Annotated in this window: 14 protein-coding genes and 1 pseudogene; all 15 read right to left on the bottom strand. The window is 69.0% G+C overall.

What is annotated here, in order from left to right; all coding sequences use genetic code 11:
* Window positions 1–1,766, bottom strand: a pseudogene (locus AB0C87_RS37690) (DNA-directed RNA polymerase subunit beta); the annotation flags it as partial.
* A 531-nt stretch (window positions 1,767–2,297) separates the two neighbouring features.
* Window positions 2,298–3,416 (bottom strand): hypothetical protein, encoded by a 1,119-nt coding sequence (locus AB0C87_RS37695; protein WP_360581598.1) that lies wholly within the window; start codon window positions 3,414–3,416, stop codon window positions 2,298–2,300.
* Window positions 3,413–3,901, bottom strand: coding sequence for a hypothetical protein (locus tag AB0C87_RS37700; protein ID WP_360581599.1), 489 nt, complete (start codon window positions 3,899–3,901; stop codon window positions 3,413–3,415). Before AB0C87_RS37700 ends, AB0C87_RS37695 begins: the two co-directional genes overlap by 4 nt.
* A gap of 10 nt (window positions 3,902–3,911) precedes the next feature.
* Complete coding sequence (locus AB0C87_RS37705; RefSeq protein ID WP_345178458.1) at window positions 3,912–5,393, bottom strand: MlaD family protein; 1,482 nt, start codon at window positions 5,391–5,393, stop codon at window positions 3,912–3,914.
* A complete protein-coding gene (locus tag AB0C87_RS37710) occupies window positions 5,390–6,712 on the bottom strand; it encodes an MCE family protein (protein WP_345178457.1) in 1,323 nt (440 codons plus the stop codon). Before AB0C87_RS37710 ends, AB0C87_RS37705 begins: the two co-directional genes overlap by 4 nt.
* Window positions 6,709–7,986: an MCE family protein gene (locus tag AB0C87_RS37715; RefSeq protein WP_345178455.1), complete on the bottom strand. Its 1,278-nt coding sequence runs from the start codon at window positions 7,984–7,986 to the stop codon at window positions 6,709–6,711. The genes AB0C87_RS37710 and AB0C87_RS37715 overlap by 4 nt, the downstream gene beginning before the upstream one ends.
* 15 nt (window positions 7,987–8,001) lie before the next feature.
* Entirely contained in the window at window positions 8,002–9,078 is a 1,077-nt protein-coding gene (locus tag AB0C87_RS37720) for an MCE family protein (RefSeq protein ID WP_345178454.1), read from the bottom strand.
* A complete protein-coding gene (locus AB0C87_RS37725) occupies window positions 9,079–10,110 on the bottom strand; it encodes an MCE family protein (RefSeq protein ID WP_360581600.1) in 1,032 nt (343 codons plus the stop codon). It lies immediately after the preceding gene.
* Window positions 10,107–11,411, bottom strand: a complete 1,305-nt coding sequence (locus AB0C87_RS37730) for an MCE family protein (RefSeq protein WP_360581601.1) — start codon at window positions 11,409–11,411, stop codon at window positions 10,107–10,109. The genes AB0C87_RS37725 and AB0C87_RS37730 overlap by 4 nt, the downstream gene beginning before the upstream one ends.
* Before the next feature lie 60 nt (window positions 11,412–11,471).
* The gene (locus AB0C87_RS37735) at window positions 11,472–12,236 is read right to left on the bottom strand and encodes an ABC transporter permease (RefSeq protein WP_345178474.1); all 765 of its coding nucleotides are present in this window, start codon (window positions 12,234–12,236) and stop codon (window positions 11,472–11,474) included.
* Window positions 12,237–12,320: 84 nt separating this feature from the next.
* On the bottom strand, window positions 12,321–13,019 hold the full coding sequence (locus AB0C87_RS37740; protein ID WP_229810621.1) for an ABC transporter permease: 699 nt from the start codon (window positions 13,017–13,019) through the stop codon (window positions 12,321–12,323).
* A gap of 152 nt (window positions 13,020–13,171) precedes the next feature.
* Entirely contained in the window at window positions 13,172–14,296 is a 1,125-nt protein-coding gene (locus AB0C87_RS37745) for an ABC transporter ATP-binding protein (protein ID WP_345178449.1), read from the bottom strand.
* Between the two features lie 636 nt (window positions 14,297–14,932).
* The gene (gene rplL / locus AB0C87_RS37750) at window positions 14,933–15,322 is read right to left on the bottom strand and encodes a 50S ribosomal protein L7/L12 (protein WP_345178448.1); all 390 of its coding nucleotides are present in this window, start codon (window positions 15,320–15,322) and stop codon (window positions 14,933–14,935) included.
* A gap of 55 nt (window positions 15,323–15,377) precedes the next feature.
* Window positions 15,378–15,941 (bottom strand): 50S ribosomal protein L10, encoded by a 564-nt coding sequence (rplJ, locus tag AB0C87_RS37755; RefSeq protein WP_345178445.1) that lies wholly within the window; start codon window positions 15,939–15,941, stop codon window positions 15,378–15,380.
* 322 nt (window positions 15,942–16,263) lie between these two features.
* Window positions 16,264–17,142 carry an LppX_LprAFG lipoprotein gene (locus AB0C87_RS37760; RefSeq protein WP_345178443.1) on the bottom strand — a complete coding sequence of 293 codons (879 nt, stop codon included), beginning with the start codon at window positions 17,140–17,142 and terminating at the stop codon, window positions 16,264–16,266.
* Window positions 17,143–17,182: the final 40 nt, after the last annotated feature.

The following is a 17,182-nucleotide window of genomic DNA, read 5'->3' on the forward strand; positions in this document are numbered from 1 at the left end:
GAGCCCATCAGCGCCCGGTTGGCGTCGTCGTGCTCCAGGAACGGGATCATCGCGGTCGCGACCGAGGTCATCTGGCGCGCCGAGACGTCCATGTACTGGACCTCGCGGGCGGGGACCAGCTCGACCTCGCCGCCCTTACGGCGGACGAGCACGCGGCTCTCGACGAAGGTGCCGTCGTCGTTCAGCAGGGAGTTGGCCTGCGCGATGACGTAGCGGTCCTCCTCGTCGGCCGTCAGGTAGTCGATCTCCTCGCCGACGACGCCGTCGGTGACGCGCCGGTACGGGGTCTCGACGAACCCGAACGGGTTGACGCGGCCGAACGCGGCGAGCGAGCCGATGAGGCCGATGTTCGGGCCTTCGGGCGTCTCGATCGGACACATCCGCCCGTAGTGCGACGGGTGGACGTCACGGACCTCCATGCCCGCGCGCTCACGCGACAGACCGCCGGGGCCCAGGGCGGAGAGCCTCCGCTTGTGGGTGAGGCCGGCCAGGGGGTTGGTCTGGTCCATGAACTGCGACAGCTGGCTGGTGCCGAAGAACTCCTTGATGGAGGCCACCACCGGCCGGATGTTGATCAACGTCTGCGGCGTGATCGCCTCGACGTCCTGCGTCGTCATCCGCTCCCGGACCACCCGCTCCATACGGGCCAGCCCCAGACGCACCTGGTTCTGGATCAGCTCCCCCACCGTGCGCAGCCGCCGGTTGCCGAAGTGGTCGATGTCATCGACCTCGATCGGCACCGCCACACTGCCCAGGGTCGCCTCCTCCTCACCCGCGTGAAGACGCACCAGATACTCGATCGTGGCGACGATGTCGTCCTCGGTCAACGTCCCCTGGTTCATGTCCAGGTCCAGACCGAGCTTCTTGTTGATCTTGTAACGGCCGACCTTCGCCACGTCGTACCGCTTGGGATTGAAGTACAGGTTCTCCAGCAGCGTCTGCGCCGACTCACGCGTCGGCGGCTCACCCGGACGCAGCTTGCGATAGATGTCCAGCAGCGCGTCATCCTGCCCGGACGTGTGATCCTTCTCCAGCGTCACATTGATCGACTCATACGAGCCGAACCGCTCCCGGATCCGCGCCTCGTCCCACCCCAGCGCCTTCAGCAGCACCGTCACCGGCTGCTTGCGCTTGCGGTCGATGCGCACGCCCACGTTGTCGCGCTTGTCGATCTCGAACTCAAGCCAGGCACCCCGACTCGGGATCACCCGGCACCCGTAGATGTCCTTGTCCGACGCCTTGTCCAGCGCCCGGTCGAAGTACACCCCCGGCGAACGCACCAGCTGCGAGACCACGACACGCTCGGTGCCGTTGATGATGAAGGTGCCCTTGGGGGTCATGAGCGGGAAGTCGCCCATGAACACCGTCTGGCTCTTGATCTCACCGGTGGTGTTGTTGATGAACTCCGCCGTGACGAACATCGGGGCGGAGTAGGTCATGTCCTTGTCCTTGCACTCCTCGACGGAGTACTTGGGCGGCTCGAACCGGTGGTCCCGGAACGACAGGGACATGGTTCCGGAGAAGTCCTCGATCGGACTGATCTCTTCGAAGATCTCCTCCAGCCCCGACTGCGTCGGGACGCTCTTACTTCCGGCCTTCTGGGCCGCCTCGACCCGGGCCTTCCACCTCTCGTTGCCCAGCAGCCAGTCGAACGAGTTGGTCTGCAGAGCAAGGAGGTCCGGGACTTCGAGCGGCTCCTTGATGCGCGCGAAGGAGACGCGGTTCGGACCGGTTGCGGTATTCGAGGCGTTGCGCGAGGCTGCCAAGAGTGGTCCTTCCGAGGGCTCGCGGCGTAACAGATGACACGCACGCCAGACGATCCACGTTCGAGACCTGCTCAAAGAGGGCCAAACCGGACCCTCAAAGGGGCCTGAACCGGACCTTCACAGGTGTGCTCTCACACGTGGATAGTCAGAGGGCAGCGCAAAGGGGCAGTGTAGCCGAACCGGTACACCGCTCGCAACTCTAGCGCCGCAGTATGCATCACGTTGCCATGGAGCATCGCCCCTCAGCGCCTCTCAGTCAAGAGCGGACTTGGACTTTTCAGGCCCTGACCTGCAGTGAGGAAGGCCATAGTTTAGGGATCCGGGTTGACAGCCCGCGAACCGCCCACGACGGCGGGTCGCGCGCCCTCGGACCGTTCGGCCCGCCGCCTCGTCTAGGCGCGGCCCGAGGGGGTTAACAGCGACTCGTCCGCGCGCCGTGGCGGCCGTCCGGAAGACTCCGGGAGAGACAGGCGTCCGGGCCCGGAGGGGGCGGGCGCCCGGCCCAAGACCGGCGCCCGGCGCGTGCGGCGGCTAGGAGAGGACCGTGAGCTCAGAGGCGAGCCACTTGCCGTCCTTCTTGACCATCGTCAGCTTGATCCGGAGCGGCTCGGGGAGGCGCTGCTGCTTGTCGGTCTTGGTCGCCGACGACCGGTTGGCGTAGACGAGCGCCACGACCTTGTCGGGGGTCGCGCTCACGACGCCGACCTTCATGACCGTCGTGTTGGAGACGGCCTGCTGCTGGACGGCGACGGTCTTGAGCTGCTGGGCGAGCTTGTCGTACTGGGTGTGCAGCTTGCCCGTCGTGGTCGCGGACGCGGCCTTCAGGTCGGTGTCCAGCGTCTGGTAGTCGTACGAGGACAGCTTCTGGGCCGCGCGGGACGCCGCGAAGGACGCCTCCTTGGACGCCTGCTCGGTCGCGTCCTGCTCGCGGACCTTCAGCGCCAGCGCCGTGGTGGCCGCCGCGAGCGCGACCGCCAGGACGACCAGCACGGCGATCACGGTCGACCTGCCGCCCAGCCGGGACCGGCCCGCCGGCTCGTCGTCGTCCTCGTCGTCGTCGCCCTCGTCGGTCGCCTTGACCGGCTTCTTGAGGTTCAGGCGCTTGGTCCTGGGGGCCTTGGCGGGCTTCGCGTCCTCGCCGTCTTCCTCGCCTTCGGCGTCTTCCTCAGCCTCGGATTCCTCCTCGGCCTCAGCGACCTCAGCGACCTTCGGGGTCTCGGCGCTCTTCGCAGCCTTGGCCTTCTTCGGAGCCTTGGCCGTCTTGGTGGTCTGGGCCGTCTTGAGGGACTCGGTCTCGTCCTCTTCGGCCTTCGCGTCGTCGTCGCCGACGGCCTCGCCGTCCGTCTCCGCCGCTGATTCGCTCCCTGCGGCGTCGGCGTCGCCGGACGCGACTTCAGACGCCTTCCCGCCACGACGGGGCTTCTTGGGGGATTTGAGGGCCTTAGGAGTCTCCTCCGGAACGTCCCCTTCGGGCGTCTCGGGCTCCTCGGGCTCCTCGTCCGCCGCGGCCGCTTCGGCGGCGGCCGCCTCGTCCGCGGCGATCTGGGCGAGGCGCGCGGCCTCCCGGGCCTTCGCGGCGGCCTCCTCCGCCAAGCGCGCCGCCTCGGCGGCCTCCTCGGCCCTGGCCGCTCGATCCGCCTTGATCGTCACGGGACAACCTCCAGTCCGGACACGAGCCAGCGGCCGTCGACCCGCGTGAGGTCCATCTGGTACCGGTAGCCCTGCGGCGTACCGTTCTGCACCTTGTCGTTGGTGACGGTCCCGGTGAGGGACACCATCACCTCGGCGGAGTCGCCGTCGATGGAGACCAGCGCGGCGTCGACGTCACTGACCGTCGACTTGGCCTTGGCCTTGGTGATCTGCTGCATGAAGGCGTTCGACTGGCTTCCCAGCTTGTTCCTGAGGTCGCCGGTGGTGCCGCCCACGATGCGGTCCAGGTCGCGCTGGGCGGTGGCGGCGTCGAGCGACATCAGGTTGACGCCCATCTGCCGCGCCGACTGGATCGCCTTCGCCTTCTGGTCGGCCTCGTCCTTGTTCCTGAGGGAGACCACGCCGAGCCAGCCGGACGCGATGGCGAGCCCCACCACGACGACGCTCAGGACGATCGCGGTGACGAGGGGTAGACGGCGCCTCATCGTGCCCGCCTCACTGGCTCAGCGGTCCGAGCAGGAGCCACTTCCACGAGGATTCCTCTCCCAACTGGCGTGTACCGGCGCTGCGCGGCATGACGTATCGCTTGCCATCGGGGCCGTAGACGGCGCCCGTCGCTGGATCGTATCCAGCGAATTCGACTGAACCGGCCGGATACGACAGGTACAGGTTCCCGCCCGCGAGCTGGCCCGTCGGGGCCTCCGCGGCCTTCGCCTTGCTCTTGCCGGAGCCCTTGGCGTCCGTCTTGCCGCCGTCGCCGTCGCCGCTGCCGGCGCCGTCGCCGCGGGTGCCGTACGCGCCGCCCTCGGGGAACCCGGCCCCCGTGGTCGCGCCCGGCGGGACCTGCGGGAACGGCGCGATGGCGTCGCGCGGGAAGTTGCGGGCGCCGCGCACCGCCGTGGGCGCGTTGTTCGGCGCCTTGCAGCCGACGTCCAGGCGCGGCTTCTTCTTCGAGGTGTCCTGCGGCCAGCGGTGCTTGACCTTCTCGTAGCCCTGCGTGCAGGCGGGCGGCCCGTCGATGTTGAGGTCGAGCCCCAGGTGCTGCGTCCCGTCCCCGGGCGTGACGGTGAACGCGCCCGCGACCGTCACCGGGTAGAGGATGAACAGCGACCGCAGGCCGGCCTTGCGGGACGCGACGATCTGCCCCGTCGTGGTCAGGTTGGCCAGCAGGACGGGCAGCGTCGGCGCCAGCTGGTTGATGGCCTGGTGGGTCTCGTTCACCGCGCCCGGAGCGCTGTCGATGGTCTTGCGCAGCGCCGGGTCGTCGTTGCGGAGCGAGGTGGTCAGCGCGTTCAGGTTGCGGGCGAAGCCCTGGATGTTGGCGCCCTGGCCGCGCTGGGTGTCGAGGACGGTCACGCTGTTGTTCAGCAGCCGCTCGGTGTCGGGGTAGGCCTCGTTGGCGGTCTTCAGCAGCCGGTCGGTGTCGTCCAGGATCGACTGCAGGTCCGAGGCGGAGCCGGTGAACGCCTTGTTCAGCTCGTCCACGATGATGCCGAGGTCCTTGGTGTTCACCGACCCGACGAGGGAGTCGACGTTGCGCAGCAGCTCGGCGGTGGACACCGGCAGCGTGGTGCGGCTCCGCGGGATGGTGTACGGGTCGCCCTCGTCCAGGTAGGGCCCGGACTTCGTGGTGGGCTCCAGGTCGATGTACTGCTCGCCGACCGCCGACCGGTTCGCCACGACGGCCTTGGTGCCCTCGCGCGGGATCCGCTTTCCGCGCTCCAGCAGCAGCTTGACGCGGATGCCGTCCTTGGTCAGCTCCAGGGGGCCGACGCGCCCGACCGGGACGCCCCGGTAGGTGACCTCGGCGTTGGTGAACACGCCGCCGGAGTCGGTGAGGTCGACGTAGGCGACGTACTGCTTGCCGAGCAGGTCGCGGCCGATGCCGATGTAGTTGACCGAGACGATCGCCACGCCGACGACGGTGATGACCGCGAAGGCGATGAGCTGGACGATGACGCCGCGCTTGAGGATCACGAGAGGCCCCCCGCCATCAGGGTCCGCAGACCGCCGTCACCGGGGTCGGGCGCGAGCGCGCCCGGCCGTCCCTGGCCGTTCGTGCCGGCCGGCTTCCCCGGGGTCTGTGTGGTGCCGCCGGGAAGCCCGGGCAGCCCGCCCTGGCTCCCGCCGCCCGGCGTCTGCGGCAGGACTCCCAGCGGGGAGTCCGGGAGCGTCACGTTCGGCACCTGGAGCATGCCGCGCATCTGCTTGCCGCTGCCGAGCAGCCCTTCCAGGTCGGTGCCGCCGAGCAGGTTCTGCGCGATGGACTCGAAGTCCAGGTCGACGGTCAGCCGCACGTTGCCGTAGTCGCCCGCGATGACGTTCTCGAACGTCGAGGGGAACGGGAAGGTGATCAGCGTCTCCAGCGACTTCGGCAGGTCGGAGCCGGCCTTGTTGAGGTTGCGCAGGATCGTGTTGAGGTCCCGCAGGTTGGCCAGCATGTCGGCCTTGGATTGGTTGATCACGTAGGTGGTGGTGCGGCTGAGCTTGTTCAGCGCGACCAGCATCTTGGTGAGGTCGGCGCGGTTGCGGTCGAGGACGGCGATCGCGGGCCCCGTCCGGTCGATGGTGTCCTGGATCGTCTTGCGCTCGGCCGCCAGCTTGCCGGTCAGCCGGTCGATGCTGTCCAGCGCCCGGGTGATCGCGGCGCGGTTCTGGTCCAGCGTCCCCGCGAAGGTGTTCACCCGCTGGAGCACCGACTTGATCGTGGACTCCCGGCCGCCCATCGCGGCCTGCAGCTCGTGGCTGATCGTGGAGACCTGCTCCAGGCCGCCGCCGTTCAGCAGCAGCGACATCGCCGACAGCACCTCTTCGATCTCGGTGCCGCGGGAGGTGCGGTTCAGCGGGATCAGGTCGTCGTCGGCGAGCTCCCCGACCGGCGCCTCGTTCTTCGGCGGTTCGAGCTGCACGAACTTCTCGCCGAGCAGGCTGGTCTGGCTGATCGTCGCGATCGCGTTGTCGGGGAGCTTGACGTCGCCGCGGAACTTGACCGTGACGACGGCGTGCCAGCCGGCGCCCTGCCCGCCCTGCCCGCTCTGCCCGCCGGGCTCGCCGGCCAGCTCGATCTTCTCGACCTTGCCCACCGACACGTCGTTGACCTTGACCGCCGACTGCGGGACGAGGTCCAGCACGTTCGCGAACTCGATCTTGACGGTGCGCGGGTGGGAGCCGAGGTCGGGCCCGCCGGGCAGCGGCAGCGACTCCACGCCGTTGAACGAGCAGCCGGACAGGGCCGTCACGCCCGCGAGCGCCGCGGCGCCGAGCAGCCGCGCCCTTCCGATCGACCGCCTGGTCATCGGCCACCTCCAGGCAGCAGCGCCGTGACGTCCGTGGGCTTCTTCTGGGTCCCGGTCGCCGCGGGCTTGTTCGTCGTGCTCGTCTTGCCGGACTTGCCGGGCCTGCCCTGCGGGCCGTAGGCGTCCGGCGGGATGGGCACCGGGTCGTAGTGCGTGGTCAGCGCGGTGATCCAGGACAGGTCCAGGCTGAAGCCGGTCAGCGCCTTGCCGATCCCGTTGTACGGCTTGACGAAGTCGAGGCACTCCTTGGCGGGCGTGCCCACCGAGTACGCCAGCGAGCAGATCCAGTCGGCCAGGTCGTGGAACTGGCGGAAGTTGTCGCGGGTGTGGATCGTGCCGCTGATCGGGTCGTAGGCGCGGGCCAGGTTGTTCACGGCGAGCGGGCCGGCGGTGAGGATCTCGGCGAGCGCGCCCTTCTCCTTCACCAGCACGCCGGTGACCTGCGCGAGCTGCCGGACGTTGGCGGCCAGCTCGGTGCGGTTGCCCTTGACGAACCGCTGCACGTTCCGCAGCGTCGGGGCAAGGGTGTTGAGGGCCGCGCTGAGCTCCTCCTTCTCCCCCGCGAGCTGCCCGGAGACGCCGTTGAGGTGCCCGGAGAACGACTTGATCTGCTGGTCGTTGGCCTTCATCGCGTCGGTGATGATCCGCAGGTTCTTGATCGTCTCGGCGACGTCGCCGCGGTCCGTGCTCAGCGTGCTGAGCGCCTTGGACGCGTCGGCGATCGTCTGCCGGATGTCCTCGCCCTGCCCGTCCAGGTTCGCCGCGCCGACCTGCAGCAGCCGCGACAGCGAGCCCTGCTGGCCGTTCGCTCCGGGCGCGTTCGCGCCCTGCGGGCCTAGCGCCCGGGACAGCTCGTTCAGGTTGCCGCCGACCTCGTCGACCTCGACCGGCACCGCGGTGCGGTTGGTGCCCAGCGTCGCCCCGTCGGCCAGGACGGCGCCGCCCTTGTAGACGGGCGTGATCTGGACGTAGCGGTCGGCGACGAGGGTCTGGTTGACGATCACGGCCTGCGCGCCCGCGGGAACCTTGTACTCGGCGTCGTACCTCAGCTCGACCTTCACCGCGTCCCCGACGGGCTCGACGCTGGTGACCTCGCCGACGGGGATGCCGAGGATGCGGACGTCCGCGCCCTTGTACAGGCCGACCGCCTTGGTGAAGTACGCCGTCATGTGGCGCTGCTTCGGCTCCTGGAGGACGAGCAGGAGCACGGCGGCCAGCACCGCGACGGCGAGGATCGCGCCGCCCAGGCGGAGGATGCTCGTGGAGTTACGCACTGGTGACCTGCCTGCTCACGGGAGGAAGGGCAACGGGTTGTCGGTGTTGCCGGTCGTGCCGGTGCCGGGCGATCCGCCGCCCGGACGGGCGCCCTGCCTGTTCGTCGTCGCGCCTCCGCCGGACGGGGGGTTCTGGATCGAGGCGGGGATCGGGATCAGGTTCTGGATCCACGAGTCGAACCAGCGGCCGGTGCCCGTCACGTCGGAGAACTGCCGGGCGAACGGCGCGAACAGCTGGAGGATCCGGTCCAGGTTGTTCTGGTTCTTCAGCAGGATCCGGTTGACCGCGGCCAGGTTGTCCAGCATCGGGCGCAGCTGCGCGTCGTTCTCGTTGATCAGCGCGTTCACCTGCTGCGACAGGGTCACGGTGTTGATCAGCAGCTGGTGGATGACGTCGCGCCTGGCCTGCACCGCCTGGAGCACCTTGTCGCCGTCCTGGACGAGCTTGGCGAAGTCCTGGTTGCGGTCGGCGAGCAGCTTGGAGACGTCCTTGGCCTTGCCGGCCAGCTCGTGTAGCTCGTCGTCGCGGGACGCGACCGTGTTGGACAGCCGGCGCAGCCCCTGCAACGAGGCCCTGACCTCCTCCGGGGAGTTCTTGAAGGTGTCCGACAGCACGTCGAAGGACTTGGCGACCTGCTGCACGTCGATCGCGCCGACGCGCTGGCTGAGCTCGCTGATCGCGGGGACGACCTCGAACGGGGTGTGGGTCCGCTCGATCGGGATGTTGCGGGCGAGCCGGCCGCGCCCGCGCGGGTTCAGCGCGAGGTAGTGGGCGCCGAGCACCGTCTTGATCTTGATGTCGGCCTCGGTGCGGTCGCCGAGCCGCACGCCGTCGTCGACCCGGAAGGTGACCTTCACGTGGTCGCCGGCCAGCTCCAGCCCGGTGACCTTGCCGACCTTGACGCCCGCGATCCGGACCTCCTCGCCGGCCCGCAGCCCGGCCGCCTCCCGGAACGCGGCGGTGTGGGTCCTGCCGCCGGAGACGAACGGGATGTTCTCCAGGTTCATCGCCAGCACCACCAGCACGATGATGATCGCGAACGCGGAGAGACCGATGGGGACCGGGTTGCGTTCCCGGAACGGGATCCTCATCTACTTGCACCTCGCGTTCTCGTTCACGATCGCCGGCGTCTGGTAGACCGGTCCGCCCGGCAGCCGCACCCGCGCGTCGAGACCGCAGATGTACATGTTGAACCAGGAGCCGTAGGAGGAGATGTTCACCAGCCCCTCCAGCCGCTTCGGCGTCCGCTGCAGGCCCGCGTCGAGCTCCTTGCCGTTCGCGTCGAACGTGGCGGTGAGCTTGCGCAGCCCCGCGATGTCGTCGCGGAGGTCCGGGCGGGCGTCGGCGAGCAGGTTCTGGGTGGTGCCGGTCAGCTCGTTGATCGCCGCCACCGAGTCGAAGATCGCCTTGCGGTCCCCCGAGACCCCGCTGACGAACCCGCGCAGGTCCGTGATCAGCTGGTTGACCTCGATGTGCCGCTCGTCGATGGTGCCGAGCACGGTGTTCAGGTTGTCGATCACCTGGCCGATGACCTTGTCCCGGTCGGCGAGGGTGTTGGTGAGCGACGCCACGTGCGCGAGCAGGCTGTTGATCGTCCCGCCCTCGCCCTGGAGCACCTGGATGATCTGCATCGCGAGCGTGTTGACGTCCTTGGGCTCCAGCGCGCGGAACAGCGGCCGGAACCCGTTGAACAGGGTCGTCAGGTCCAGCGCGGGCGTGGTCTGCCCGATCGGAATCGTTCCGCCCGGCCGGAGGTAGTCGTTGGCCTGGCCGGCGCCGTCGGTCAGCGCCAGGTACCGCTGGCCCATCAGGTTGCGGTACCGGATCTGCGCCTTGGTGGACGAGGGCAGCCCCGCCTTGAACACGTCCTCCTTCTGGAGGCTGAACGTCACCTCGGCCTTGTCGCCCTCGTACAGCTCGATGTGCTCGATCTGGCCGACCCGGACACCGGCGACGCGCACGTCGTCGTTGTCGAGCAGGCCCGTCACGTCCGAGAAGATCGCCTTGTAGGTGGTCGTCTCCCGGAACCGCATGTTGGAGATCGTCATCGCCAGCACGCCGGTGGCCAGCGAGGTGACGACCACGAAGATCCCCAGCTTGATCGCCGCACTGGTCGTCCTCACTTGACCGTCACCACCGATCCCTCGCCCAGCAGCGGCCCGAACATCAGCGCCGCGACGTCGGACAGCTGGTCGGCGCGGGTCCGCGTCACCGGTCCGAGCACGTTCTTGATCTTGTCCTTCTCGCTCATCGAGCCCGGGTCCACGAAGACGTTCGACAGCGCCCGGCCGCGGCTCCCGCCGCCGTTCGGGTCGTCGGGGTTCTTCCACCACAGGTCGTCCTGCGTGCCGTCCAGCGCCAGGTAGGTCGGGGACGGGACCTTGGGGTTCGGCAGCCCGTAGCAGCGCGGGTCGCGCTGGTCCTTGGCCTCCGGCTTGTCCAGCGGGTACTTGTAGCCCGGCACCGGCTTGACGATCTCGATCGTCAGGTTGAAGGTCTTGGACCCGTTGCCGCCGGCCACCCGCTGCGACTCCGGCCTGAGCTTCATCAGCCCGGCGAACACGCACGGCAGGGACGGCGAGTAGCGCGCGACCAGGTCCAGCCCGTCCCGGTTCGCGATGTTGAAGCCGATGATCTTCGGGGCGTTCTGCCGCATGAACACGTCGCCGTCCTGCGCCAGCGCGGTCGTCGCCGGGATCAGCTGCTCGATCGTCGCCTTCTTGTCGGTGATCGTCCGGCTGGTGACGTTGAGGTTGCGGAGCGTCTGCAGCAGGTCGGGCGCCGCGGCGCTGTAGATGTCGGAGACGTCGGCCAGGCCGTTCAGGTCGTGCACCAGCGTGCCGAGCTGCGGGTTGACCTTCCGCAGCAGCTCGTCGGCCTCCTCCAGGTTCCGGCCGATCTGGTCGCCGCGGCCCTGCAGCGCCGTCGCCAGGGCGTTCAGCGTCGCGTTCAGCTCCGCCGGCTTCACCGCCTGCAGCAGCGGGAGCAGGTCGTTCAGCACCTTGTCGATCTCGACGGCGGCCTGGGAGCGGTCCTGCTGGATCACCTGGCCCGAGCGCAGTCCCATCGGGCCTCCCTGCGCTGGGGCCGCCAGGTCCACGTACTTCTCGCCGAACAGCGTCTTCGGCAGCAGCCGCGCCTGGACGTTGCGCGGGATCAGCTTCGCCTTGCCCGGGTCCAGCGCCAGGTGGAGCGTCGCCCCCCGCGCGTCGGCGTCGGTGCCGCGCACCTCCCCGACGATCAGACCGCGGATCTTCACGTCGGAGTGCGGCAGCAGCTGCAGCCCCGCCCGCTCCGTCCGCACCTTGACGTCGAGCGTCGGCGTGAACGCCTTGTTGTACAGCGCCACGGTCAGCGCCAGCAGCAGGATGATCACGACGATCATCGACGCGCCGAGCACCCGGTAACGCACCCGCTCACTCATGCCGGCCTCCTGTGGGGGGACGACCCCCCACACCCCCCGCGTTCGCTCCGCTCATCCACGTCACCCCGCGATCCGGACGCTGGTGGTGGTGCCCCAGATCGCCATGCCGAGCATCAGGTCGACCACGTTGATCACCACGATGCTGGTGCGCACCGCGCGGCCCACCGCGACGCCGACGCCCGCCGGGCCGCCGGAGGCGTGGTAGCCGTAGTAGCAGTGGATCAGCATCACGAGCACCGCGAAAACGATCACTTTTCCGAATGACCACAAGATGTCGTACGGCGGTAGGAACAAATGGAAATAGTGGTCATAGGTGCCGGTCGACTGGCCGTAGAACATCGTCACGATGACCCGGGTCGCGCCGTAGGAGGCGAGCAGTCCCACGATGTAGAGCGGAATGACCGCGATCATCCCGGCGAGCATCCGGGTGGTGACGAGGAACGGCATCGACGGGACGGCCATGACCTCCAGCGCGTCGATCTCGTCGGAGATCCGCATGGCGCCGAGCTGGGCGGTGAACCCGCAGCCGACCGTCGCCGACAGGGCGAGCGCCGACACCAGCGGCGCGATCTCGCGGGTGTTGAAGTAGGACGCGACGAACCCGGTGAACGCGGCCGTGCCGATCTGGTTCAGCGACTCGTAGCCCTGCAGGCCGACCTGGCTGCCGGTGAAGAACGTCATGAACCCGACGATCACCACCGAGCCGCCGATCACCGCGAGGCCGCCGGTGCCGAGGCTCACCTCGGCCAGCAGGCGCAGCACCTCCTTGCGGTACCGGCGCAGCACCCGGAACACCCACGCGAACGCGCGGGCGTAGAACGACATCTGGTGGCCGAAGTCGTCCAGCCGGTCGAGCGGCGCGCTCGCCACCCGCCGGGCGGCCTTGCCCGTCTTGCCAGGGGCAGCCATCTACATCCCCTTCGACGGGACGAACTGGAAGTACAGCGTGGAGATCAGGAAGTTCTCCAGGAAGAGCAGCATGAACGTGATGACGACGGTCTGGTTGACCGCGTCGCCCACGCCCTTCGGCCCGCCCTTGGCGTTCAGGCCCTTGTACGCGGCGACCAGGCCCGCGGTGATGCCGAAGACGAACGCCTTGAACTCGGCCTGCAGCAGGTCGGGCAGCTGCGCGATGGCGTTGAAGGAGGCCAGGTAGGCGCCGGGGGTGCCGCCCTGCAGCATCACGTTGAAGAAGTAGCCGCCCAGCAGGCCGACCACCGAGACCAGCCCGTTGAGGAACAGCGCGACGAACGCGCAGGCGAGCATCCGCGGCACCACCAGGCGGTGCAGGGGGTTGATGCCCAGCACCTCCATGGCGTCGATCTCCTCGCGGATCTTCCGGGAGCCGATGTCGGCGCACATCGCCGACCCGGCGGCGCCCGCGACCAGCAGTGAGGTGACCAGCGGGCTGGCCTCCCGGACGATCGCGACCACCGCGGTGGCGCCGGTGTAGGACTGCGCGCCGAGCTGCCGGATCAGCCCGCCGACCTGGAGGGACAGCACGCCGCCGAAGGGGATGGCGACCAGCATCGTGGGGACGACGGTGACGCTGACGATGAACCAGGCCTGCTGGATGAACTCGCGCCACTGGAACGGCCACTGGAACATCGCGCGGCCGGTGTCCAGGCACAGGGCGAAGAACCGTCCCGGTTCCTTGATCGCGACGTTGGCCGCGCCGTCCCCGATCTTGCGGAACGTCGCCGAAGAGCCCCCGCCCTTTTTTGCCCCTCGCTGGTCCGCGCCGATACCAGGAGTGGACATCAGTAGCCTGCACCCGCTCCCGGCCGGCCGGGCGGCGGGGTGCCGGGGAACCCTCCCCCGGGTCCGCCGGGCGGCGGACCGGCGGGCGGCATGCCGCCGGGCGCCCCGTGCGCGCCGCCGGCGGGAGTGCCGACGGGCGTCATGGACGCCACGTAGCGGGGCCACTCCTCCACCCAGTTGCGGCCGAGGTCGTCGACGAACGAGCCGGGCGGCGGCGTGACGCCGTGCGCCGCGCACCACGCGCCGGGCGCGTGCATGCCGGCGCGGATCAGCCCGTTGCTCGGCATCTGCTGCGGCGGGATCGGCGGCAGCTTGCCGGGGTCGTGGCCCATCTTCGCCTCGGCCTCCAGCTCGGACTCGTCCTTCTCCTCGGACATGCCGATCGGGCCGATCTTGCTGGCGTTGAGGAACTGCCGGACGACCGGCTCCTCGCTGGACAGCAGCATCTCCCGCGGCCCGAACATCGCCAGGTGCCGCTGGTACAGCAGGCCGATGTTGTCCGGGAGGGTGCGGGCGGTGTTGATGTCGTGGGTGACGATCAGGAACGTCGCGCCGATCTGCGCGTTGAGGTCGATGAACACCTGGTTGAGGAACGCGGTGCGGACCGGGTCGAGGCCGGAGTCCGGCTCGTCCACCAGCAGGATCTCGGGGTCCAGGACGAGCGCGCGGGCCAGGCCGGCGCGCTTCTTCATGCCACCGGAGATCTCGCCGGGAAGCTTGTGCTCGGCGCCGAGAAGACCGACCAGGTCCATCTTCTCCATGACGATGCGCTTGATCTCGGACTCGGACTTCTTGGTGTGCTCGCGGAGCGGGAAGGCGATGTTGTCGAACAGGTTCATGGAGCCGAACAGGGCGCCGTCCTGGAACAGGACGCCGAACAGCTTCCGGGTGTCGTACAGCTGCGACTCGGGCAGGTAGGGCAGGTCCCTGTCGCCGATCCAGATGTGCCCGCGGTCGGGCTTGAGCAGCCCCACGAGGGACTTCAGGAAGACCGACTTTCCGGTGCCGGACGGACCCAGGAGAACGGAGATCTCACCTGCGGGAATGGTCAGCGACACGTCCTGCCAGATCACCTGGCGGCCGAAGGACTTCGTCAGGCCCTCGACTCTGATCTCGACGCCCACTCGTCACCTTTCGTCCAGGCCGGGGGAATCCCGAACCAATGAGCGAGTAGCACTCAGGCTCTTTCTGTCGTCACACCGCGTTCTGTCTCCACGCCGCGTTCCGTCGTCACACCGCGTGTCCGCCGCATTGCTACCGTCCGGTAGCCGTGACGGGTGCCACTACCGTAGCGGCCCCCCGTCCAAATGGAAGGGGTTCCGACCCAGATCAGCGGCCAAATGCGACGTTGTAAGACAATCGTTACTTACGGCGTCTATGAGACTAGTGGTCCAAGAACCGGAGCCTCAAGACCGGGGGTGCCGGGGACGGCCGCGACCCTGCGGCCCGCCGCACTGCGGGGACGCGAGCGGCCGGGTGTGGCCACCGCGTCAGACGGGACGCTACGCCGCGCGCGGGAAGCCGCACAACCCGCCGGGACACACGGTTTCCCGCAGGTGTTTGTCACCTCAGCACAGAAAACAGACCTTCCGGGCATCGCCGGTCCACGTTCCGCGACAAGGCCATCCGCCTGCCGCCCGCCGGGCGCGCCCCCTGCCCGCGAGCACCCGGGGCAAGCGAAAGGAGGCGGCCACCCCATCGGGGTGACCGCCTCCTGGAGAGCAGTGGAGCCGCGCGGGCTCCGGAGCTCTGGAGCGTCGTTACTTGACGGTGACCGAGGCGCCGGCCTTCTCCAGGGCCTCCTTGGCCTTGTCGGCCGTCTCCTTGTTGACCTTCTCCAGCAGCGGCTTCGGCGCGCCGTCGACCAGGTCCTTGGCCTCCTTGAGGCCGAGGCTCGTCAGGGCGCGCACCTCCTTGATGACCTGGATCTTCTTGTCGCCGGCACCCTCGAGGATGACGTCGAACTCGTCCTGCGCCGGGGCCTCCTCGGCGCCGCCGACCGGGCCGCCCTGGCCCGGGACGACGGCCGCGACGGGGGCGGCGGCCTTGACGTCGAAGACCTCTTCGAACTGCTTCACGAACTCGGAGAGCTCGAGAAGGGTCATCTCCTTGAAGGCGTCGAGCAGGTCGTCGGTGCTGAGCTTCGCCATGATGATTCCTCCGCTATGGCTTGTGATCTGGGGTGGTACGGGAACCGCGGGTTGCCTACTCGGCGGACGCCTCGGCGGCGGGTGCCTCGGCGGTCTCGCCCTCGGCCTCGCGCTTGGCGCGCAGCGCCTCGGCGAGCTGGGCGGCCTGCGTCGGCAGCGCGTTGAACAGCGCGGCGGCGTTGGCCATCGAGCCCTTCATCGCACCGGCCAGCTTCGCGAGGAGCACCTCGCGCGACTCGAGGTCCGCCAGCTTGGTGATCTGGGCCGCGTCCATCGACTGACCGTCGATGAAACCGCCCTTGATCACCAGCATCGGGTTCGCCTTGGCGAAGTCGCGCAGGCCCTTGGCGGCCTCGACGACGTCGCCGCGGACGAACGCGATGGCCGACGGGCCTTCGAGCAGCTCACGGAACTGCTCGTCGACACCGGCCTCGTTCGCGGCGCGCTTGGTCAGCGTGTTCTTCACCACGCGGAACCGCGCGGTCTCGCCGAGGTTGTCGCGCAGCTCCTTGACCTGCGCGACGGAAAGCCCGCGGTACTCGGTCAGCACGGCGCCGTTGGAGCTCTCGAACTCGTCCTTGAGCTCGGCGATCGCCGCGTCCTTGTGGGCCTTGGCCATAGCCCTCCTTCCGATTACCTGGGTGGTCCGATCCACGCCGCAGTCCGCGGACGAACTGGGCGCCGATCCACCAAAAAACGCCCCGGCGCAGGCGCACGGGGCGTCCAGGCACGGCACGGAGGCCATGCGGGAAGCTCTCGTCTCACCTACGCAGGCCGCCCGAACTGAGTCGGGTCCTTCGGTCACCTCGCGGGAGGTGACGACCGGCGGTCTTCGGCATCGGACAGCATACGTGCCCTGACCAAGGACACCAAATCAGCGGACAGAGCGAGGGACCGCGCCCCGGGCGGGGCGCGGTCCCTCGGTCGTGCTCAGGCCAGGATCAGGATCCGCCGGGCAGGCCGCCGCCGCCGAGCCGGCCCATGATCTCGCCGAAGTCCGTGACCTCGCTCGCCGGCGGCTCGGTGACCTGCACCGGCTTGCCGTAGTCGCGGTACTTCATCGTCATGGTCATGTCGCCGGTGGTCGACTGCGTCGACCTCATCGTCATCTGACGCGGCAGCTGCTGGCCGTCCACCCACAGGTCGAAGTTCATGGCCTGGAGGCCGGTCGTGCCGAGGCTCTTGCGGTAGGCCTCCTGCGTCTCCGGGGAGAGCTTGGCGACCGCGTCCTCCATCCGGTACGTGCCGGTGTAGTGGGTGGTCTGGACGCCGTCGATGGTCTCCTTGCCGACCTCGCGCGCGTCCTTGGACGCCGTCAGCATCTTGGTGTTCTGCACCGGGTCCATCTGCCGGGACTGCCGGAGCAGCTCGTCGATGTTCATCCCGGACTTGGCGCCCAGCTCGTCCAGCGAGATCTTGATCCAGGGCTTGGTCCCGCCGCCGAGCTGGGACAGCATCGGCATCTTCATGTACATGGTCCGGCCGACGAGCCGCTGCTCCATGCCGCCCGTCGGCTTGCCCGCGACCGTCATCTGCCCGAAGTTCATGCTGTAGGCCAGGTCGGGCTTCGTGCGGTACTGCATCGTGCCGCTCATCGTCATGTCGCCCGTCGACGAGCCGGTCGACTTCATCGTCAGGTCGGCCTGGAACGAGTCGATCTGGCCGGTCTTCTCGGCGGCCTTGCCGAGGACCTGCGCGGCGGACAGCCGGAGCCCCTTGCCGGCGTCGTCCACCGTCTTCCCGGCCTCGCCGAGGCAGCCGGTCAGCGAGAGGGCGAGGCCGGTGGCCAGCGCCGTGCCTGCCGCGAAACGACGGATCATCAGGGGGGTCTCCTTGCTCTCCTTGGCACCCGAGGGGTAG

Origin of the sequence: Actinomadura sp. NPDC048021 (assembly GCF_040653135.1) — a bacterium.
GTDB lineage: Bacteria > Actinomycetota > Actinomycetes > Streptosporangiales > Streptosporangiaceae > Spirillospora > Spirillospora verrucosospora.